Annotated in this window: 20 protein-coding genes; 10 read left to right on the top strand and 10 right to left on the bottom strand. The window is 72.1% G+C overall.

The features are described 5' to 3' along the window. Nucleotides 1–105: 105 nt before the first annotated feature. Entirely contained in the window at nucleotides 106–744 is a 639-nt protein-coding gene (locus OG485_RS33175) for a winged helix-turn-helix transcriptional regulator (protein WP_328672258.1), read from the bottom strand. A gap of 84 nt (nucleotides 745–828) precedes the next feature. On the opposite strand from OG485_RS33175, the gene OG485_RS33170 reads away from it, so the two are divergent. The 4 genes from OG485_RS33170 (at nucleotide 829) to OG485_RS33155 (ending at nucleotide 4007) form a co-directional block, all read left to right on the top strand. Continuing rightward, nucleotides 829–2046 carry a pyridoxal phosphate-dependent aminotransferase gene (locus OG485_RS33170; protein WP_328672257.1) on the top strand — a complete coding sequence of 406 codons (1218 nt, stop codon included), beginning with the start codon at nucleotides 829–831 and terminating at the stop codon, nucleotides 2044–2046. Nucleotides 2047–2147: 101 nt separating this feature from the next. Then, nucleotides 2148–2798: a histidine phosphatase family protein gene (locus OG485_RS33165; RefSeq protein WP_328672256.1), complete on the top strand. Its 651-nt coding sequence runs from the start codon at nucleotides 2148–2150 to the stop codon at nucleotides 2796–2798. Nucleotides 2799–2853: 55 nt separating this feature from the next. Next, on the top strand, nucleotides 2854–3489 hold the full coding sequence (locus OG485_RS33160) for a hypothetical protein (RefSeq protein ID WP_328672255.1): 636 nt from the start codon (nucleotides 2854–2856) through the stop codon (nucleotides 3487–3489). A gap of 95 nt (nucleotides 3490–3584) precedes the next feature. After that, nucleotides 3585–4007 (top strand): acyl-CoA thioesterase, encoded by a 423-nt coding sequence (locus OG485_RS33155; RefSeq protein WP_328672254.1) that lies wholly within the window; start codon nucleotides 3585–3587, stop codon nucleotides 4005–4007. A gap of 96 nt (nucleotides 4008–4103) precedes the next feature. Here the strand turns inward: OG485_RS33155 and OG485_RS33150 are convergent, their stop codons facing one another. Continuing rightward, the gene (locus OG485_RS33150; protein WP_328672253.1) at nucleotides 4104–4505 is read right to left on the bottom strand and encodes a winged helix-turn-helix transcriptional regulator; all 402 of its coding nucleotides are present in this window, start codon (nucleotides 4503–4505) and stop codon (nucleotides 4104–4106) included. A 211-nt stretch (nucleotides 4506–4716) separates the two neighbouring features. Between OG485_RS33150 and OG485_RS33145 the strand changes: the two genes are divergently transcribed. Together OG485_RS33145 and OG485_RS33140 are read left to right on the top strand one after the other, a co-directional pair. After that, the gene (locus OG485_RS33145; RefSeq protein WP_443048959.1) at nucleotides 4717–6216 is read left to right on the top strand and encodes an MFS transporter; all 1500 of its coding nucleotides are present in this window, start codon (nucleotides 4717–4719) and stop codon (nucleotides 6214–6216) included. Between the two features lie 289 nt (nucleotides 6217–6505). Continuing rightward, complete coding sequence (locus tag OG485_RS33140; protein WP_328672252.1) at nucleotides 6506–7321, top strand: chitosanase; 816 nt, start codon at nucleotides 6506–6508, stop codon at nucleotides 7319–7321. A gap of 212 nt (nucleotides 7322–7533) precedes the next feature. Here the strand turns inward: OG485_RS33140 and OG485_RS33135 are convergent, their stop codons facing one another. From OG485_RS33135 to OG485_RS33110, 6 genes are all read right to left on the bottom strand, one after another. Then, on the bottom strand, nucleotides 7534–8910 hold the full coding sequence (locus OG485_RS33135) for an 8-oxoguanine deaminase (protein ID WP_328672251.1): 1377 nt from the start codon (nucleotides 8908–8910) through the stop codon (nucleotides 7534–7536). 184 nt (nucleotides 8911–9094) lie between these two features. Next, nucleotides 9095–10051 (bottom strand): factor-independent urate hydroxylase, encoded by a 957-nt coding sequence (gene pucL / locus OG485_RS33130; RefSeq protein ID WP_328672250.1) that lies wholly within the window; start codon nucleotides 10049–10051, stop codon nucleotides 9095–9097. Between the two features lie 5 nt (nucleotides 10052–10056). Next, nucleotides 10057–10464, bottom strand: a complete 408-nt coding sequence (uraH, locus tag OG485_RS33125; RefSeq protein WP_328672249.1) for a hydroxyisourate hydrolase — start codon at nucleotides 10462–10464, stop codon at nucleotides 10057–10059. Continuing rightward, a complete protein-coding gene (gene uraD, locus OG485_RS33120) occupies nucleotides 10461–10988 on the bottom strand; it encodes a 2-oxo-4-hydroxy-4-carboxy-5-ureidoimidazoline decarboxylase (RefSeq protein ID WP_328672248.1) in 528 nt (175 codons plus the stop codon). The genes uraH and uraD overlap by 4 nt, the downstream gene beginning before the upstream one ends. A gap of 184 nt (nucleotides 10989–11172) precedes the next feature. Next, entirely contained in the window at nucleotides 11173–11541 is a 369-nt protein-coding gene (locus tag OG485_RS33115; RefSeq protein ID WP_328672247.1) for a helix-turn-helix domain-containing protein, read from the bottom strand. Then, entirely contained in the window at nucleotides 11538–11798 is a 261-nt protein-coding gene (locus tag OG485_RS33110) for a hypothetical protein (RefSeq protein WP_328672246.1), read from the bottom strand. Before OG485_RS33110 ends, OG485_RS33115 begins: the two co-directional genes overlap by 4 nt. 250 nt (nucleotides 11799–12048) lie before the next feature. Here OG485_RS33110 and OG485_RS33105 point away from each other — a divergent pair, with 250 nt between their 5' ends. The 3 genes from OG485_RS33105 to OG485_RS33095 all read left to right on the top strand — a co-directional run bounded on the left by OG485_RS33105 (nucleotide 12049) and on the right by OG485_RS33095 (nucleotide 14536). Continuing rightward, nucleotides 12049–12888 (top strand): TIM barrel protein, encoded by an 840-nt coding sequence (locus OG485_RS33105; protein ID WP_328672245.1) that lies wholly within the window; start codon nucleotides 12049–12051, stop codon nucleotides 12886–12888. A gap of 44 nt (nucleotides 12889–12932) precedes the next feature. Beyond that, nucleotides 12933–13826, top strand: a complete 894-nt coding sequence (locus OG485_RS33100; protein WP_328672244.1) for a 2-hydroxy-3-oxopropionate reductase — start codon at nucleotides 12933–12935, stop codon at nucleotides 13824–13826. 485 nt (nucleotides 13827–14311) lie between these two features. After that, nucleotides 14312–14536: a hypothetical protein gene (locus tag OG485_RS33095; RefSeq protein WP_328672243.1), complete on the top strand. Its 225-nt coding sequence runs from the start codon at nucleotides 14312–14314 to the stop codon at nucleotides 14534–14536. 402 nt (nucleotides 14537–14938) lie between these two features. Here OG485_RS33095 and OG485_RS33090 read toward each other — a convergent pair whose 3' ends face one another. Together OG485_RS33090 and gcl are read right to left on the bottom strand one after the other, a co-directional pair. Continuing rightward, complete coding sequence (locus tag OG485_RS33090) at nucleotides 14939–15847, bottom strand: alpha/beta fold hydrolase (protein ID WP_328672242.1); 909 nt, start codon at nucleotides 15845–15847, stop codon at nucleotides 14939–14941. 276 nt (nucleotides 15848–16123) lie between these two features. Next, on the bottom strand, nucleotides 16124–17908 hold the full coding sequence (gene gcl, locus OG485_RS33085; protein WP_328672241.1) for a glyoxylate carboligase: 1785 nt from the start codon (nucleotides 17906–17908) through the stop codon (nucleotides 16124–16126). A 244-nt stretch (nucleotides 17909–18152) separates the two neighbouring features. On the opposite strand from gcl, the gene OG485_RS33080 reads away from it, so the two are divergent. Continuing rightward, the gene (locus OG485_RS33080; protein WP_328672240.1) at nucleotides 18153–19100 is read left to right on the top strand and encodes a hypothetical protein; all 948 of its coding nucleotides are present in this window, start codon (nucleotides 18153–18155) and stop codon (nucleotides 19098–19100) included. The last annotated feature ends 6 nt before the right edge of the window (nucleotides 19101–19106 follow it).

The following is a 19106-nucleotide window of genomic DNA, read 5'->3' as shown; positions in this document are numbered from 1 at the left end:
CGAGGCCCGCGCCGCTCCCTGACGGGGAGCGGCGCGGGCCTTCCTTCTGCGCTGCGGGACAGGGCGGAGCCGCGAACCGCCGGGACGCGAGCCGGGGCGGCCGCGTCACGCCCGGCGGAGCGCTTCGGCCAGGGGTCCGTCGCCCGCCACGTCGACGCTCCGCTCGCGCAGAGCGTCGAGCAGCGTCAGGGTTCCCCGGTTCATGGCCTCGCACGCGCGCGCGTCCGGAGCCAGACGGGCGTCCGGCTCCCGCGGGGCCGGCCCGTCGCCGTAGAGCGGCCCTTCCCCGGCACCGAGCCACACATGGAACAGGCCTTCGTCCAGGCGGACTTCGACCAGCCCCTCCCCCGCCCCTGCGGCGTCCAGCTGGCGCAGCAGCGGCAGCGCGAACCAGTGGGCCCGTACGGCGTCGGTGGGCCGCGGCTCGCCCAGCGCGGGCGCGCCCCACTCCCCGAGCGCCTGGAGGACGGGCAGCAGATCCCTTCCGCGGGCGGTGAGTTCGTAGACGTAGGCGGCGCCCGGAGGAGGCAGCCGCCGACGGCCGGCCAGCCCGTCGCGCTCCATGTCCTTGAGCCGGGAGGCGAGGACGTCGGTGCTGACGCCCGGCAGATCGGCGTGCAGATCGGTGTACCGGCGCGGTCCGCCGAGCAGTTCGCGGACGATCAGGAGGGTCCACCGGTCCCCGACCGCGTCGAGGGCACGGGCGGCGGAACAGTACTGGTCGTAGCTTCGGCGCACTGGCATGTGAGGCAGTCTAGCTATCTTGTTGGACTTTCCAAGCTCATACTTGGTAAAACCAAGCAACACCACAACCGGAGGGCGCAGCGCATGGAGTTCCGGCAGTCGAGCAAGCTCAGCGAGGTCTGTTACGAGATCCGCGGCCCGGTGATCGAGCACGCCGACGCACTGGAGGCGGCGGGCCACAGCGTGCTGCGGCTGAACACCGGCAATCCCGCCCTCTTCGGTTTCGAGGCGCCGGAGGAGATCCTCCAGGACATGATCCGGATGCTGCCCCGGGCGCACGGCTACACCGACTCGCGCGGCATCCTGTCCGCCCGCCGAGCCGTCGCCCAGCGCTACCAGGACCGGGGCCTGGACGTCGGCGTGGACGACGTCTTCCTCGGCAACGGCGTATCGGAACTGATCTCCATGGCCGTGCAGGCCCTGATCGAGGACGGCGACGAAGTCCTCGTCCCCGCCCCGGACTACCCGCTGTGGACCGCGGTCACAACACTCGCCGGCGGCAAGGCCGTTCACTATCTCTGCGACGAACAGTCCGACTGGTACCCGGACCTGGACGACATGGCGGCGAAGATCACCGACCGGACCCGCGCGGTCGTCATCATCAACCCCAACAACCCGACGGGCGCGGTCTATCCGAAGGAGATCGTCGAGGGCATCCTCGATCTCGCGCGACGCCACGGCCTGATGGTCCTCGCCGACGAGGTCTACGACCAGATCCTGTACGACGACGCCGTGCACCAGTCGGCCGCGGCCCTCGCCCCCGACCTGGTGATCCTCACCTTCTGCGGCCTCTCGAAGACCTACCGCGTCGCCGGATTCCGTTCCGGCTGGCTGGTCGTCACGGGTCCCAAGCAGCACGCGCGCAGCTATCTGGAGGGGCTGACGATGCTGGCCTCGATGCGGCTGTGCGCCAACGCCCCGGCGCAGTACGCCATCCAGGCCGCGCTCGGCGGCCGCCAGTCGATCCACGAGCTGACCGCACCGGGCGGCCGGCTCCGCGAGCAGCGCGACCTCGCCTGGGAGAAGCTCAACGAGATCCCCGGCATCTCGTGCGTCAAACCGAAGGGCGCGCTGTACGCGTTCCCGCGCATCGACCCCGCCGTGTATCCGATCCACGACGACGAGAAGTTCGTCCTCGACCTGCTGCTGCGCGAGAAGATCCAGGTCGTGCAGGGCACCGGCTTCAACTGGTCGCGGCCCGACCACTTCCGCATCCTCACCCTCCCGCACGCCGACGTCCTGGACGCGGCGATCAGCCGGATCGGGCGGTTCCTGAGCGGCTACCGGCAGGAGAAGGGCTGAGGTGCCGGGTGGGCCGACCGGAGGATCCGTGCTGCGGTCCGGCCCGCCCGGTGTCACCGTACGAGGGACAGCAGCTGACGCAGGGACGGAAGGGCACGGCGATGGGTGACCTGCTCCTCGTACGGCACGGTGAGACCGAATGGTCGATGTCCGGGCGGCACACGGGGTCGACCGATGTCCCGCTGACCGACAACGGCCGCGAACAGGCGCGGCGGCTCCGTCCGCTGATCGCCCGGCACCACATCGCGGCCGCGTTCGTCAGCCCGATGCGCCGGGCGCGGGAGACGGCCGAGCTGGCCGGGATCGGCCACGCGCGCGTCGACGCGGACCTGCGCGAGTGGGACTACGGCGGGTACGAGGGGGTCACGACCGTCGAGATCCACCGGGAGCGGCCCGACTGGTTCCTGTTCACCGACGGTGTCTCCCCCGGGCCGCCCGAACACCCGGGGGAGAACGCGGACGAGGTCGGGGCGCGCGCCGAGCGGGTGCTGGCCCGGATCGACGCGGCGCTCTCCGAGTCGGAGGGCAGCGTGGTCGTCGTCTCGCACGGCCACTTCCTGCGGGTGCTGACCGCGCGGCGGCTCGGTCTGAGCGCCCGGTCCGGCGCCCTCTTCCAGCTCGCCACCGGGACGATGAGCCGGCTCAGCACGGAGCACCGCCGGCATGTCGTGGCCGGCTGGAATGTCAGACCCGACGCGTACTGTTCCCATGACTTCCTCTCCTCGGCGGGAGAGGGAGCGGAGGAACACTGAGCCGCGGCCGGGCCGGAGCGCCGTGGCACCACCGGGTGGATGGAGGGAGCGCGCCGTGACACGACCGCCGACCGCCGCGCAGCGGCACGTCATCGAGGCAGCCGACCCCGTCACCGGGCGCCTGAAGGGCACCGAGGCCCAGCTCGCCGCCCTGGTGAAGCGCGGGCTCGCCTTCCGCCATCCCCGCCCCCCGCGCGACCACTTCCTGACCCCGGCCGGGCACCGGCTGCGCGAGACGCCCGGTGCTTCGGACGACGCCGGCGCTCCGGAGCCGTCCGCTCCGGCGGCGTCGGGGGTGTTCGCGGCGCGGATCGGCGGCGAGGAGGGACCCGAGGCGGGTCCCGCGCGGCTGAGAGAGGTGCGCGGCGCCTGGCAGGGGCTCCTGGAACTGCGCCGGATGACCCGTCCGGACGGCGCGACCGACCTTCCGTGCGCCTGGGAGCGTACGCATCTGGTGCAGGCCGCGGCGCTCGCGCTGGAGGCGGCCGGGCACCGGCCCGCCGGAGCGGAGGGCGGGGGCTACCGGGTACGGCCGACACCTCAGCCGGAGGCCGTCGCCGTGCACGAGCCGGACCCCGGGGCGCTGCGGGCCTGCGCGGCTGCCCTGGAGAAGGCGGGCTGGCAGGCCGGTGAGCACACGGAGCCGCGCACGGGCTCCCGGTACGTCCTGGCCTCACCCCGGCGGGTGTGAGACGCGCCGGGGGCACCGTTCAAGCCGTTGACACCGTCAGAGTCATCGCGGTCGTCACAGTCGTCGTAGTGATCGCAGTGATCGAGAGGACAGTCGTGGCAGAACCGTTTTCCGTCCCCGTGACCGTTCGCGGGTACGAGACCGATGTGCAGGGGCATCTCAACCAGAGCGTGTATCTCCAGTACGCCGAGCACGCCCGGTGGTCGCTGCTGCACGCGTCCGGGATCGGTCAGGCCGATCTGGCGGCCCGCGGGGTGGGCCCTGTCGTGCTGGAGACGACCATCCGCTACCGGCGTGAACTGCTCGCGGGCGACGACGTCGAGGTCACGTGCGCCTTCCTCTGGGGTACGGGCAAGAGCTTCCGCGTGGAGCAGACCATCATCAAGGCGGACGGCACGGTGGCCGCCGAGATCACGGCGGTCGGCGGTCTGATGGACCTCACGGAGCGCAGACTGCTGCCCGACGCCCGGAAGCACTTCGCGTCGATGGCCACCGACCCGGCCTTCTACGAGAACTGAGACCCCGCGCCTCTCTCCGGGCCCGGCCCGCGAGCACGGCGGCTCTCCGGTGACCCGACCGGCCTGAACCGACCGGGCTGAACCGGCCGGCCGGACCTAGGCGTCGAGCAACTCCGGCCGGTGTTCGGCGTCGTAGGCCGCGCGGGACTCGGCGATGGTGAGGCGGTTCCGCTCGGCCCAGTCGGTCAGGGAGAGCAGTGTGGCGTGCAACTCCCGTGCCACCGGAGTCAGTTCGTACTCCACCTTCGGCGGCACCGTGGGATGCACGGTGCGGGTGACGAGGCCGTCGCGTTCGAGATTGCGCAGGGTCAGCGTCAGCATCCGGCGGCTGATCCCCTCGATGCTGCGCTCCAGTTCCGTGAAGCGGATCGGACCGTGCGCGGCGGCCACGATGATCAGCACGCTCCATTTTCCCGCGACCCTGTCAAGAACCTCGCGGACCGGGCACGCCTGCGCGAGCACTGCCTGCGAGGTAACACCGGTGTTCCCCTGGGACATCGAAGTGCCTCCTTACGCCGGTCTCCATGGTCACTGACGATGTACCCCGTTACAAGTCGTGCACCAAGGGAGAACGTCCATGGGTCCGACACCGTCCATGGAGAACACGGAGGTCACCGTCATGCTGCCCCGGACCGGACCGGCGAACCCGTCGGCACCCCGAACACCTTCCCGGTGGGCCGCGCTCGCCGTCCTGTGCGCGGGCACGCTGATGACGATCCTGGACGGGAACATCGTCACCGTGGCCATGCCCGCGGTCCAGGGGGACCTCGGCTTCTCCGCGCCCGGGCTCGCCTGGGTCGTGAACGCCTATCTGATCCCGTTCGGCGGACTGCTGCTGCTCGCGGGGAGGCTCGGCGACCTGGTGGGCCGCAGGCGGATGTTCACGGCCGGCCTCGCGGTGTTCACGGCGGCGTCCGTGCTGTGCGGGGTCGCCGACGGGCAGGGCACGCTGATCGCCGCCCGCGCCCTCCAGGGCGTCGGCGGGGCGATGACCTCGGCCGTCGTCCTGGGCATGCTGGTGGCGCTCTTCCCCGAGCCCCGCGAACAGGGCCGCGCCATCGCGGTGTTCAGCGCGGTCGGTGCCGCGGGCGGGGCGCTCGGCACCTTCCTCGGCGGTGCGCTGACGCAGTCCCTCGGCTGGCACTGGATCTTTCTGATCAACCTGCCGATCGGCGTGTCGGCCTGGGTCGCCGCGCTCCGGATCCTCATCCCCGACAAGGGGTCCGGCCTCGGCCGGGGCGCCGACTTCCCCGGCGCCGCCCTGGTCACCGGCGCTCTGATGCTGACCGTGTACACGATCGTCGGCGCCGGCGAGCGGGGCCTCGGCGGCACCCTCGCCCTCGGCGCGCTCGCCCTCGCCCTCTTCGCCGGGTTCACCGTCCGTCAGGCGCGGGCGGCCCGCCCCCTGCTGCGGCTGCGCCTGCTGCGCTCCCGGACCCTGGCGAGCGCGAACGGCGTGCAGATCCTGATGATCGCCGGGATGTACGGCTTCCAGTACATCGGCGCCCTCTACCTCCAACGGGTGCTCGGCTACGGTGAGTTGCTCACCGGCACGGCGTTCCTGCCCGCGCCGGTGGTCATCGGCGCGCTGATGCTGAGTCTGTCGGCGCGCACGGTCGCCCGCTTCGGCCCGTACCGCGTCCTGCTCGCCGGACTCGCCCTCATCACGGCCGGTCTGGCCCTGCTGGGCCGCCTCCCGACCGAGGGGGTGTACCTCACCGACGTGCTGCCCGCGCTCCTCCTGCTCTCCGCGGGGTTCGCGGCCGCGATGCCCGCGGTGACGGGACTCGCGATGTCGGGCGCCCGCGCCGAGGACGCGGGCCTGGCCTCCGGACTCTTCAACACCACACAGGTGGTGGGGGGTTCACTGGGTCTCGCCGTGCTGACGACACTGGCGGCGGGCCGCACCGAGCGCCTGACCGGTGCGGGCGAGGACGCCGTGGCGGCGACGGCGGACGGCTACCGGCTGGCGTTCACCGTGGCCACGGCTGTCGCGGCCACGGCCCTGGTCCTCGCCGCCGCTCTGCTGCGGCCCCGGCGAGACGCCTCGGCCTTCCCGCGGACGGCGGAGGCCGAACCGGCGCGGAGCCCGAAGCCGCGGACCGGGGCCGTCACGGAGGAGACCCCGGCGGAGACCCCGGAGCCAGGCACTCAGGCCACCGAGGACGAGCCACCCATGGGTCGGGGGGCCGCGCCTGCCGCGCGCTAGCCGGCCCGCCGCCAACCCGGCCCGCCCGACGCCAACGCGATCTGGCCCCGCCACCAACCCGGCCCAACCCCGGCACCAACCCAATCCGCCCCCGGCACCGCCCCGATCCCGGCTCCTCCCCGGCCCCGGCGCCAGCCCCATCCGGCCCGCCGTCTCCCGCCCCGACCCCCGCTGTCGAACCCGCGAAGCGTCAACTCCCTTTCCCCCGACGGGTGTACGCCGCCCTCGAACTCTGGTAGGAAACTTTCCTAACAGTACGCGGCAACATCACTCCCCCAACGGAGGTACCGTGCGCACCCCCCACACAGGCACTTCGCGTCGCACCCTGCTCACCCTGATAGGCGCCTCATTGGTGGCGGCCCCGCTCCTGACCGGGCAGTCCGCGACGGCCGCCGCGGCCGGTCTGGACGACCCGGCGAAGAAGGAGATCGCCATGAAGCTGGTCTCCAGCGCGGAGAACTCCTCGCTGGACTGGAAGGCGCAGTACAAGTACATCGAGGACATCGGCGACGGGCGCGGCTACACCGCCGGGATCATCGGCTTCTGCTCCGGCACCCACGACATGCTCGACCTCGTCGAGCTGTACACCCGGCGCAAGCCCGGCAACGTGCTGGCCAAGTACCTGCCCGCACTGCGCGAGGTCGACGGCAGCGACTCCCACGAGGGGCTCGACCCCGGGTTCCCGGCGGACTGGCGCCGGGCCGCCCAGGACTCGGCGTTCCAGCAGGCCCAGAACGACGAGCGCGACCGCGTCTACTTCAACCCGGCCGTCGGGCAGGGCAAGGCCGACGGGATCGGCGCCCTCGGCCAGTTCACGTACTACGACGCCATCGTGATGCACGGCGACGGCGACGACGGCACCAGCTTCGGCAGCATCCGGCGGCGCGCGCTCGCGAAGGCCAAACCACCGGCCCAGGGCGGCGACGAGGTGACGTACCTGAACGCCTTCCTCGACGCGCGGGTGTGGGCCATGAAGCAGGAGGAGGCGCACTCCGACACCAGTCGGGTCGACACCGCGCAACGCGTGTTCCTGCGCAACCGGAACCTGAACCTGAACACACCGCTGGACTGGAAGGTCTACGGCGACAGCTACCACATCGGCTGACCGACGCGGCACGGGCGAAGGGGCGCGGCACCCGGCAGGTGTCGCGCCCTCCTTCAAGTCCCCTCACGTCACTGTGCGTCGGTGTCCGCGCGGCGGAGACCGTTCCGGGGCGCGCACGTCCGCGCGCGCCCCGGAGGCGGCCGCCGTGGACCCCGCTCGGGTCCACGGCCACCGGCCGAGGGCCGTCCCCCTCGGCCGGAGTTCTGCGCCGGTCAGGCCTGTCCGGCGATCCGCGCGAGGCGCCGCGCCTCGTCCCGTGTGGAACGGGCGACGGCGTCCTCGTCGACGTGCAGCAGGTGGCCGTCCTCGACGACCGGGCGGCCGTTCACGAGCGAGAGGGTGACCGGGGCGGCGGCGCCGAGGACGAGCGCCGTCACCGGGTCGGCGATCGAGGCGTGCGCCAGCGTGTCGAGTCTCCACAGCACGAGGTCGGCGAGCTTGCCGGCCTCCAGGGAGCCGATCTGGCTTGCCCGGCCCAGGACTTGGGCCCCTCCGTAGGTGCCGAGGCGCAGTGCCTGACGGGCGTTCAGGGCTGCCTCGCGGTGGGCACCGAGCCGGTTGATGAGCAGGGCGTTGCGCAGCTCGGTGTGGAGTTCGCCCGACTCGTTGGACGCGGTGCCGTCGACACCGAGGCCGACCGGGACGCCGGCCGCCAGCATGTCGGGGACCCGGGCGATGCCCGCGGCCAGGCGGGCGTTGGAGGAGGGGCAGTGGGCCACGCCCGTCTTCGTACGGGCGAAGGCGGCGATGTCGGAGTCGTTCATGTGGACGCAGTGCGCCATCCACACGTCCTCGCCGAGCCAGCCGGTCGACTCGAAGTAGTCGGTCGGGCCCATGCCGAACAGTTCCTTGCAGAACTGCTCCTCCTCCACGGTCTCCGAACCGTGCGTGTGCAGCCGTACCCCCTTGCGGCGGGCCAACTCGGCGCCCTGCCTCATGAGTTCGGTGGAGACGGAGAAGGGCGAGCAGGGCGCGACGGCGATCTGGGTCATGCTGTCGAAGGAGGCGTCGTGGTGCTCGTCGACGGTCGCCTCGGTGGCGGCCAGCGCCCCTTCGAGGGTCTCGACGGCGAAGTCCGGCGGCAGTCCGCCGTCCTTCTCGCTGCGGTCCATGGAGCCGCGGGCGAGGGTGAAGCGGACGCCGGTCTCGCGGGCGGCCCGGATGACGGCGCCGGACAGGTCGCCGGAGCCCTTGGGGAAGACGTAGTGGTGGTCCATGGCGGTGGTGACGCCGCCGCGGGCCATCATGGCGAGGGAGCCCTGGGCGGCCGCGTGGACCATGGGCTCGTCGATGCGGGCCCAGGTCGGGTAGAGCGCGACGAGCCAGTCGAAGAGGTTGTGGTCCGTGGCGAGGCCGCGGGTGATCCACTGATAGAAGTGGTGATGGGTGTTGACCAGGCCGGGGGTGGCCAGATGGCCGGTGCCGTCGACACGGCGGACCACGTTCTCCAGGTTCCCGGGGGCCTTTCCGGAGCCCACCGACTCGATCGTGTTGCCGGCGACGACGATGTGCCCCGAGGCGTACTCGGTGTCGCCCGCGTCCACGGTCGCGATGGCGCAGTTCTCGATGACGATGCGCTGGACTGCCACTGCGGTTCCTCGTTCTTCCCGTCGGCGGACGGACCCGGGGGCCGAGCGGGGTGACGACCGGGTCCGTGGTGCTGTGGTTGCGCAGATGCCCCCGCTCTCCCCTGGGATGTGACGCCGGCGCCCGCGTCGAGGGGTACAGCGGCAGTACCGCGGGGGCGGTCCGGGTGGACCGCCGGGTGCGGTCCTACAGATTGGTGAGGTCCACCGGGATACGCGGCTCGCGGCCGTCGCGCAGGACGGTGGCCTCGATGAGCCCGTACGGACGGTCGGCCGCGAGGTAGACGGCTCCGTCAGGGCTATCGTTCTCGAGGCCGAACGGCGTCAGGTCGACCAGGAAGTGGTGCTTGTTCGGGAGCGAGAAGCGGACCTCGTCGATCTCGTCCCGGTGGTCGATGATCCGCGCGCCCATCTCGTACAGGGTCTGCTGGAGCGAGAGGGAGTAGGTGTCCGCGAAGGCCTGGAGCATGTGCTTCCTGACCTCGTCGTAGGACTTGTCCCAGTCGGGCATCCGCTGCTCGTCGCCGCTCCAGCCGAAGCGCCAGCGGCTGGAGACCTGGGTGGCCAGGATGCGGTCGTGGGCTTCCTGGAGCGTCGTGTACCTGTCCTTGACGTAGCCCCAGAACTCGGAGTTCGTCGAGTTCATCACGACGAGGTCCTTCAGGCCCGAGACGACCTCCCACGCCTCGCCGTCGTAGGTGATCTGGGTGACGCGTGTCTCCTGGCCCTTGCGGACGAAGGAGTGCCGGGCCTCGTCCGCGCCGGGGGCCCGGGACGCGGCGTCCGGGGCCTCGATGCGCTCCCAGGCGTACTCCTCGATCCGGACGCGCGCCCGCTGGATCGGTTCCTGGCTGGTCACGAAGTGCCGGGCGAGATGGATGCCGAACTGCTCGGCGGACTCGATGCCGTGCTCCTTGGCGAAGGCGTACACCGTGTTCTTGGTGGTGTCCGTCGGCAGGACGTTCGCGTTGGAGCCGGAGAGGTGGACCTCGTCCATGTCGCCGCTCAGCGCGACGGACACGTTCAGGTCCTTGATGTGGTGCGTGGCGCCGTCGCGGGTGATCCTGACGACGCGGTTCTCGGCCTTGCCGTACTGGTTCTGTCCCAGAAGCACCGGGCGGCCCTGGCGGGAAGGTTCGGTCATGTCTGCTAGCTCCCTCGGTAAACGGAGTAGCCGAACGGGTTGAGCAGCAGCGGTACGTGGTAGTGCTCGCCCGGCCTGACGGCGAAGGTGATGGTCACCTCGGGGAAGAACGTCTCGCTGTCCCGATTCGCGGGGGCGTCCTGCTGCGCATCGGCTCGCTGTGTCGTTGTCGCCGGATCCTGCTCGAAGTACCGCTCGACCTCGAAGTCGAGCCGTACATGGGTCGTGCCTTCCGGCAGCGCCGGAAGGTCCTTGCACCGGCCGTCCGCGTCGGTCGCGGAACCCCCGAGCGCCCGCCAGTCGCCCTCGCGCCCCGCCCGGGCGGCGAGCCGGACCGCGACGCCCCGCGCGGGGCGGCCCACACTGGTGTCCAGGATGTGGGTGGACACGGAGGCCGTGGTGTCGGTGCTCATGCCTCTTCTTCCTGTACGGGGTCCCTCACGAGACGGCCGAGCCGGATGCGGTTGATCTTTCCCAGTTCGACGCGGACGATCTCACGCTCCCGCCCGGCCGGGTTGCCGGTCCGTTCCTTGAGCGCGTCGCGCATCTGCTCCCCGGTCCGGCCGGTGGCGCAGACGAGGAAGACGTGGCCGAACTTCTCCTGGTAGGCCAGGTTCAGTTCGAGCATCTCCTCCTTGAGCTCCGCGGAGGCTCCGGCCATCCCGCGCTGCTCACGGGAGGAGGCCGGGTCGCCGGGCTTCGGCCGTCCGATGGGCGGGTGCCCCGCCATCGCCTCTGTCAGGTCGGCGATGGTGAGGCCCGCGGTGGCCGCGTCGCTCTCGGCGTACAAGTCCTCGGCGGTGGTGTAGGGACGGGCGGAGAGCAGCCGTTCGGCCCATGCCCGGGAGGCGCACACCTCGTGGAGGACGGCGAAGGCCGCGGACTCCTCAAGGGTGTTGAAGCGGGCGAGGCCGCCGGATGCCGTACTCGACTCCATGGGAAGCCTCCGTGGCCGTGTGCTGGACGGGCTGCGGACAGCTAACGCCCTCGGGCGAACCAACGTCAACACTTTGTTGAAAACTTCGCGTTACGGGAGGTGACGAAAGCCGCCGCCCGGTCGTCCGGACGGCGGCGAGGTGGCGGCCGGTGACACCTGCCGCCCCGAGTCGTGTTCGCGCCGGTCAGACGCCCTTTTCGCGATTCAGGTAGTTGTATACGGTGAACCGGCTCACGCCGAGCGCGCTCGCCACGGTCTCCACACCGTGCCGCACGGAGAAGGCCCCGCGGGCTTCCAGTATGCGCACGATCTCCTGCTTGGCCTTGCGGTCGAGCTCCGCGAGCGGCTTGCCCCGCTTGCGCTCCAGTGCGGCCAGGATGTGGTCGAGCGAGTCGGCGAGCTGCGGCAGGCGCACGGCGACGACGTCCGCGCCCTCCCAGGACAGCACGACGTCGTCGACGCCGGCCAGCTCGGGCGCCAGCATCTCGCCACCCATGGCGTCGACCAGCGGTTTGACCGCCGCGACGAAGGGGTCGTCCCCGATTCCGGTCACTTATCGCCCTCCCCCGTCGCCCCGATGACGTTCACCTGGAGCGAGACCCGGGTGGCGCCCGCGTCCAGGACCTGGCGCAGCAGCGCCTCGACGGCGGTGAGCACGGCGTCCGCCCCGCCCTCCGCCGTGTTGCCGAACGGCCCGACGTCCACGGCGTCCAGCTCGGCCGTCTCGATGACCTCACGGGCGACCAGGGCGTGCCGGGGCGCCTCGTCGAGATCGAAGGGCTCGGTCGTGAACTCCACTCTCAATCGCACGGGCTCAACCTACTGCGCGCCGCGGACACCCCGGCAAGCCCCTTGCGGCGGGAGCGGGTCATGGCCACGGCTTTCCGCCGGGCCCCCCTTGACAACCCTCGCGACCCGACGGCAATCTTCCATTGAGCAGAAACAAGTTTCCGCAATACGGAATCTCAATGACTCGCGATGCGGAAGCACTGCGGAAGAACCCTCGACATCCGGCCGGACCGACACCACGGCCGCCGATACGGAAGGGAGCGCCGACCCCATGGGATTCGCGGACCAGCGCTTCAACGTCAATCTGTCGATCCTCTTCACGGAACTCCCGCTCCTGGAGCGCCCCGCGGCCGCCGCGGCGGCCGGCTTCACCGCGGTCGAGCTGTGGTGGCCCTGGGTCGGCTCCCCCACCCCCGAGCGGTCCGAGCTCGACGCTCTGAAAACGGCGATCGAGGCCGCCGGTGTCCGGCTGACAGGGCTGAACTTCTACGCCGGACGGCTGCCCGGTCCGGACCGGGGCGCCCTCTCCCTCCCCGGGGAGGAGTCCGCGAGGTTCCGGGCCAACATCGACGTGGCCGCCGACTTCGCCGGGTCGCTGGGCTGCACGGCGCTCAACGCCCTGTACGGCAACCGCGTCGACGGCGTGGACCCGGACGAGCAGGACGCGCTCGCGCTGGAGAACCTGGTCCTCGCGGCCCGGGCCGCCGACCGGATCGGCGCGATCCTGCTCGTCGAGACCCTCAACGAGCGGGAGTCGCCGGACTATCCGCTGGTGAGCGCCGCGGCGGGCATCGCCGTCGTCGACAAGGTCAACGCGGCGACCGGCCTCGGCAACACCAGGTTCCTCATGGACCTCTACCACCTCGCCATGAACGGCGAGGACCTGCCGCGGGTGATCGCCGCCTACGCCGACCGGACCGGGCATGTGCAGATCGCCGACAGCCCCGGGCGCGGCGCACCGGGGACCGGCACGCTCCCCCTCGAAGAGCTCCTCGACCAGCTCGCCGAGGCCGGGTACGCCGGCTGGGTCGGCCTGGAGTACAAGCCGGGCGACCGGCCGAGCGCGCAGGCCTTCGACTGGCTGCCCGCCGTGGCCCGGGCCGCCCGCTGAGCGGCACTCCGATGAAGCAGCAGAGACCTCAGAGAGGCACCCTCATGAGCGACAACCTCCCCAAGGTGGCATGGATCGGGCTCGGCATCATGGGCTCGCCCATGTCGGAGAACCTGATCAAGGCCGGGTACGACGTCACCGGTTACACGCTGGAGCGGGACAAGCTGGAGCGCCTGGCCGCCGCGGGCGGCACCGCCGCCGGTTCGATCGCCGAGGCCGTGCGGGACGCCGACGTGGTGATCACGATGGTGCCCGCCTCCCCGCAGGTCGAGGCCATCGCGTACGGTCCCGACGGCATCCTGGAGAACGTGCGGCCCGGCACGCTGCTGATCGACATGTCCTCGATCACCCCGGGGACCTCGGTGGACCTCGCGAAGGCCGGCGCCGCCAAGGGCGTCCGTGTCCTGGACGCCCCGGTGTCCGGCGGCGAGGCCGGGGCGGTCGAGGCCGTGCTGTCGATCATGGTCGGCGGCGAACAGGGCGCCTTCGACGAGGCGGAGCCCCTCTTCGAGGCGCTCGGACGGACCATCGTGCTGTGCGGTCCACACGGCTCGGGCCAGACCGTGAAGGCGGCCAACCAGCTGATCGTCGCCGTGAACATCCAGGCGTGCGCCGAGGCCGTGGTCTTCCTGGAGCGTTCCGGCGTGGACCTGAGGGCGGCGCTCGACGTCCTCGGCGGCGGCCTCGCGGGCTCCACCGTGCTGGCCCGCAAGAAGGACAACTTCCTGAACCGCGACTTCAAGCCCGGCTTCCGCATCGACCTGCACCACAAGGACATGGGCATCGTCACCGACGCCGCCCGTACCGTGGGCGCCGCGCTGCCCGTGGGAACCGTGGTCGCCCAACTCGTCGCCGGCCTGCGCGCGCAGGGCGACGGCGGCCTGGACCACTCCGCGCTGCTGCGCGCTGTCGAACGCCTCTCCGGCGCCCGGGTCTGAGCGGACACCTCGAACTTCCGGGCCGCGGCGGCGCCGACATCTGTCCTGTCGCGCCCAGGCGCCGCCGCGGCCCGGATCCGCGTTCGGAGGGATGAGCTCCCGGACCGCGTCACGAACGGCCCGGATGAGGGGTGGCCGCTTCGGGCACGGTGCGGGCAGGGTGAGGACCGCGGCGGCGTGCGCGCCAGTGCGGTGGTGAAGGATCCGGTTCCCCTTCTCGACCTGAGGGAAGGGTGACGCCGGTCCGTCGCGGCCGCCGCGGTCCCAGCCGCACCTCGGCTCCGGCCGGAGATCGGATCCGGCCACAGCATGGCTTCGGCCAGGCCCCACAGACCCCGTCCGGCGGCGCGAACGTACTGTCGCGCCCAGCCTCGCGCCGTCGGACGGCACCAGCCCCGCGGCCCACCGGGGACCCGGCGCCGGCGCCGGCTCCGGGTGCGGATCGCGGCGGCGGCCAGCAGCCTTGGACCATGGAGGCTGACGGTATGGAATTCCCCAGGATCGTGGTGCACACACCGGCACTGGACGGGTCGCGGCGGGTCACCGAGGGCGACCGGGTGCTCGGCATCGCGTACCACCTCGACGACGTGGTCGAGATCCTGCGCCAGGCGGACGTCGACCTCGACGCGATCGAGGTCGAGGAGAGCGACATCATCGAGTGGCAGGGCGGCGGCCCGGACGACTGGCCCGGCCTCTCTGAGCACACATAACACACGGAACGCGCAGGGCACACAGGTCGCGCGGAGGAATGAGGGCCGCACGTCGTGGGCGCCGAACCACGCGTCGCGGACCCTGACCGGCGCGGTGAAACGGGCGCCGGACGGGCTCCGTCCGTACGCAAGCGGGCGTAGGACGCCTACGGAACCCTCAAATCAACCTCTGAACACTGCCCAGAGGCTTCACCTGCCGCCGGATAAGGCACATCCTCGGCACACGGGGCCCGCCGGCACGGGGGCGGCGGGTCCCGAACGGGGGCACGGGGGTAGCACCATGAGCGGGAGCGCGGCGGTCGGGCCAAGGCCTCGGACCGTCGCGCTGCTGCGTGTCCGAGGGCCGCGGCGGGCGGCAGGAGCGCGGACTGCCCTGGGGCTCCGCCGGGAACGGTTCCGGCTTCAGCGGCTGCGAGGGCGGCTGGGGGGCTTGAGGCGGCGCGCGGTGACCGCCCGCGGATTCTCCAGGAACGGCAGGACATGCCGCAGGAAGAGATCCGGGCGCTCGTTGTACGGCTCGTGGGCCGTGGGCAGCAGGACGCTCAACGTCCTCGCGGGAAGCGCGCGTTGGGCGCGGCGGCCGTCGAGGAACGCGGGGACGACAGGGTCGCGGATCCCCCACAGGAGCAGGATCGGCAGGTCGAGGGCGGCGGGGTCCGCGAGGCCGAAGTCCGGGCCGGCGAGGCCGCGCCAGAGCGCGCAGTGCACCGCCAGTCGCCGCTCGTCGCGCGGCAGCCGGCGCACTCGGGCGTACGTCTCCCGCGCGCTCGGGGTGCCCAGCCGGCCCAGATAGGCGCGGGCCAGCGGGACGACGAGCCGGCGGGCACGGGCGGGGCGGCCCATCACCTCGCGACAGAACCAGCGGGTGAGCGCGCTGTGCCGGGTGAAGCCCGCCGGGTCGACCAGGATCAGCGCGGTGACCGACGCGGCACGGGGGCCCTCGGCCAGACGGCAGGCGACATAGCCGCCGACGCTGTTGCCGAGCACGACGACCTCCCGCACGCCCTGCTCCTCGCGGAGCGCGTCGATCACCCGCTCCGCGACCTCCACCAGGCCTTCGGGGGTGACCCGCCCGGGTTCCGGGGCGGTCGAGGCGCCGTACCCGGGCCAGTCCACGACGAACGTGCGGTACCGGTCGGCTAGGGCGGGCAGCACGGCGTCGAAGTCGCGGCCGTCCCCGGGGTTGGCGTGCAGGAGCAGCAGCGCGGGGGCGCCGGACGGGGCCGGGGCCCCCTCCGGCCGGGAGCCGGGGAGGGGATCGAGCCGGCGTACGGCTATGTCGCCGAGGTGGGTGGGGACGGTCATCCGCATGGGGCGAGCATGCCGGACCCGCCCGCTCCTGGGAACAACGCGCCTGGGCGGCCCGCCACTTGGGACGGGCCGCACCGGTCGGGAGGGGCCGCGCCGGTCGGGGCGGCCGCACCACTCGGGACCGACCGCACCGCTCCCCCGGGCGGGTCGTCCGGCCTGGGACGGGTTGTCCGGCGGGACGGGCCGCACCGCTCCTCCGGACGGATCGTCCGGCCTGCGACGGGCCGGGCGGCAGCGGGCGGGACGGGCAGTCCGGCCCGTGAGCGAACGTCCGCGTCAGACCTTCAGTGTCCTGATCGCGGTGGGCGCGTGGCCCGGCTCGGTCGCGATCTCCTCGAACTCCACGACGTTTCCGATGTCGTTGGTCCTGCTCATGGCGATGTTGGTGACGCGTTCCAGGATCGCCTCGACGACGACGGGGACCTGGAACTCGGCGGCGAGCTTCTTGGCCCGTTCGAAGGCGGCGCCGAGTTCGCCCGGGTCGGTGACCCGGATCGCCTTGCAGCCGAGGCCCTCGACGACCTTGACGTGGTCGACGCCGTAGACGCCGAGCTCCGGGGAGTTGATGTTCTCGAACTCCAGGTTGACCTGGAAGTCGATGTCCAGACCGAGCTGCGCCTGCCGGATCAGGCCCAAGTAGGCGTTGTTCACCAGGACATGGACGTACGGGATCCGGTGCTGGGCGCCGACGGCCAGTTCCTCGATCATGAACTGGAAGTCGTAGTCGCCGGAGAGGGCGACGACCTGCGCGTCGGGGTCGGCCTTGGCCACGCCGAGCGCGGCCGGGATCGTCCAGCCGAGCGGGCCCGCCTGACCGCAGTTGATCCAGTGGCGCGGCCGGTAGACGTGCAGCATCTGGGCGCCGGCGATCTGCGAGAGGCCGATGGTGGTGACGTACCGCGTCTCCGGGCCGAAGGCCTTGTTCATCTCCTCGTAGACGCGCTGCGGCTTGATCGGGATGTCGTCGAAGTGCGTCCGGCGCTGGAGAGTGGCCCGCTTCTCCTGCGCGGCGGCGGCCCACGCCGAGCGGTCGGGCAGCCGGCCGGCCGCCTTCGACTCCCGTGCCACCTCGACGAAGAGCTCCAGGGCGGCCCTGGCGTCGGAGGCGATGCCGAAGTCCGGGGCGAAGATCCGCCCGAGCTGGGTGGGCTCGATGTCGACGTGCACGAACTTCCGTCCGGCCGTGTAGACATCCAGGTCGCCGGTGTGACGGTTGGCCCAGCGGTTGCCGACGCCGAGGACGAAGTCGGACTCCAGGAAGGTCGCGTTGCCGTAGCGGTGCGAGGTCTGGAGGCCCACCATGCCCGCGTTGAGCTCGTGGTCGTCGGGCAGCACGCCCCAGCCCATGAGCGTCGGGACGACCGGAATGCCCGTCAACTCGGCGAATTCGACGAGCAGTTCGGCGGCGTCGGCGTTGATGACCCCGCCGCCGGCCACGATCAGCGGGCGCTCGGAGGCGTTCAGCATCCCGATCGCCTTCTCGATCTGGGCGCGGGTCGCGGCGGGCTTGTACGCCCGGAGCGGCTCGTACGTCCCGGGGTCGAACTCGATCTCGGCGAGCTGGACGTCGATGGGCAGGTCGATCAGGACGGGCCCGGGGCGCCCGGAGCGCATGAGGTGGAAGGCCTGCTGGAAGACGCCGGGAACCTGCGCGGCCTCCAGCACGGTGACCGCCATCTTCGTGACGGGCCCCGCGATCGAGGCGATGTCGACGGCCTGGAAGTCCTCCTTGTGGATCACCGCGGTCGGCGCCTGGCCGGTGATGCACAGGATCGGGACCGAGTCGCCGCTCGCGGAATAGAGACCGGTGACCATGTCCGTTCCCGCGGGGCCCGAAGTGCCGACGCAGACACCGATGTTGCCCGGGTGCGTCCGGGTGTAGCCCTCGGCCATGTGCGAGGCTCCCTCGACATGACGGGCCAGGGTGTGACTGATCCCGCCGGACGCCTCGAGCGCCGCGTAGAAGGGGTTGATCGCCGCGCCCGGAACACCGAACGCGTCGGTCACGCCCTCGCGCTTGAGGATCTCGACTGCCGCGCGGGCAGCGGTCATACGAGCCATGGAGTACTCCTGCTTCGGCTGTCGGACTCGCGCTCCCGTCGCGCCCGCGAAGAGCTCGATATTCCGTATTGCGGAAACTAACTTCTACTATCTGGAAGCAATGTAGGCGTCGGGACAGGGAGTGTCAACGGTGGGCGGGACGCCGCACCGGGCCGGCGCGCGTCGCGGCGTTTCGCTGCCGGACGCCGCCCGGCAGGAGGACGATGGACGCGCCGAAACCCGATGTGAGCTTCTGGAGCGGTCCATGGCCGAGAGCGTGCCGGTGCGGTGTCCGGCCTGCCGCCGCGAGCACCTGTACGCGGCCCCGTCCTACCCCTGTGTGTGCGGATCGCCCGTGACGGCCCCGCTCGACCGCCACGCGGAGCCGGCCCCCGTCACCCACCGCGCGTGGGACGACGAATGGACCACGGTCCGGTGCGACGCCTGCGGCCGCGAGACCCAGTGGCCGCATCCCGAGGTGGGCTGCCCCTGCGGAACGACGCTGCGGATCCCGCTGCGGGCGGCCGGCGCGACGCGACCCACCCGCCCGCCGAACCCCACGGACCCCACCCCGGCCCACCCGGAATCCCGCGGCGAGGGCGAGGATCCCGTCGCCTCCGGGGAACGGGAAGGGAAAGCGGGGATCGGTGCGCCCCGGGCCACCGTCCGGCCCGGGAAGCCCGGCCGGGACGCCGGGGCCGGCACATCCCGGGGCGGCCACCGCGGCGGAGGCCGCTCCGCGGCCGACGCGTCACGGGACACCGCCGGGGGCGCGGACCAGGGCCCCGGGGCGGACGGCGGGCGGGGCTCCGGAGAGGGGGCGCGGGCAGGCCGGCCGGCGTTCCGGCCGGTCACCATTCGCACCGCGCGCGACGCCGTCACCGCCGCCGCGCTGTATCTGGGCTGGCTCGGCTACCGCGACATCCGGCGCGCGGACCAGCGGCCCCCGTCCGGAATCGGGCTCGCCGCGCGCGGCATCCTCGCCCAGGTGGACCCCACCGTGCGGCCGGCCTCGCTGCGCGACGTGGAGTGTCTGTGGCTGACCGCCATGACGGAGTCGGCGGGCTGCGTCTTCTTCTCCCTGGCCGGATACGCCGAGGACGCCCGTGCCCGCGCCGACACCCTCGGCGTCCCCCTCTTCGTCCTGGACCTCACGGGCACACCCCAGCCGGTGAACAGCCCGGCCGACGAACTCATCGCCGTCACGGACTGACCACCG

Source organism: Streptomyces sp. NBC_00328 (assembly GCF_036139655.1).
Lineage (GTDB): Bacteria > Actinomycetota > Actinomycetes > Streptomycetales > Streptomycetaceae > Streptomyces.
Note: the sequence above shows the minus strand (reverse complement) of the source record. Positions and strands in the feature narration are given on the sequence as shown.

Excerpts from the sequence above, each read along its gene's own strand:
- OG485_RS33175 (WP_328672258.1), bottom strand. The coding sequence starts at position 744 with ATGCCAGTGCGCCGAAGCTACGACCAGTACTGTTCCGCCGCCCGTGCC.
- OG485_RS33170 (WP_328672257.1), top strand. The coding sequence starts at position 829 with ATGGAGTTCCGGCAGTCGAGCAAGCTCAGCGAGGTCTGTTACGAGATC.
- OG485_RS33165 (WP_328672256.1), top strand. The coding sequence starts at position 2,148 with ATGGGTGACCTGCTCCTCGTACGGCACGGTGAGACCGAATGGTCGATG.
- OG485_RS33150 (WP_328672253.1), bottom strand. The coding sequence starts at position 4,505 with ATGTCCCAGGGGAACACCGGTGTTACCTCGCAGGCAGTGCTCGCGCAG.
- OG485_RS33145 (WP_443048959.1), top strand. The coding sequence starts at position 4,717 with ATGACGATCCTGGACGGGAACATCGTCACCGTGGCCATGCCCGCGGTC.
- pucL (WP_328672250.1), bottom strand. The coding sequence starts at position 10,051 with ATGACCGAACCTTCCCGCCAGGGCCGCCCGGTGCTTCTGGGACAGAAC.
- uraH (WP_328672249.1), bottom strand. The coding sequence starts at position 10,464 with ATGAGCACCGACACCACGGCCTCCGTGTCCACCCACATCCTGGACACC.
- uraD (WP_328672248.1), bottom strand. The coding sequence starts at position 10,988 with ATGGAGTCGAGTACGGCATCCGGCGGCCTCGCCCGCTTCAACACCCTT.
- OG485_RS33105 (WP_328672245.1), top strand. The coding sequence starts at position 12,049 with ATGGGATTCGCGGACCAGCGCTTCAACGTCAATCTGTCGATCCTCTTC.
- OG485_RS33100 (WP_328672244.1), top strand. The coding sequence starts at position 12,933 with ATGAGCGACAACCTCCCCAAGGTGGCATGGATCGGGCTCGGCATCATG.
- OG485_RS33095 (WP_328672243.1), top strand. The coding sequence starts at position 14,312 with ATGGAATTCCCCAGGATCGTGGTGCACACACCGGCACTGGACGGGTCG.
- OG485_RS33090 (WP_328672242.1), bottom strand. The coding sequence starts at position 15,847 with ATGCGGATGACCGTCCCCACCCACCTCGGCGACATAGCCGTACGCCGG.
- gcl (WP_328672241.1), bottom strand. The coding sequence starts at position 17,908 with ATGGCTCGTATGACCGCTGCCCGCGCGGCAGTCGAGATCCTCAAGCGC.
- OG485_RS33080 (WP_328672240.1), top strand. The coding sequence starts at position 18,153 with ATGGCCGAGAGCGTGCCGGTGCGGTGTCCGGCCTGCCGCCGCGAGCAC.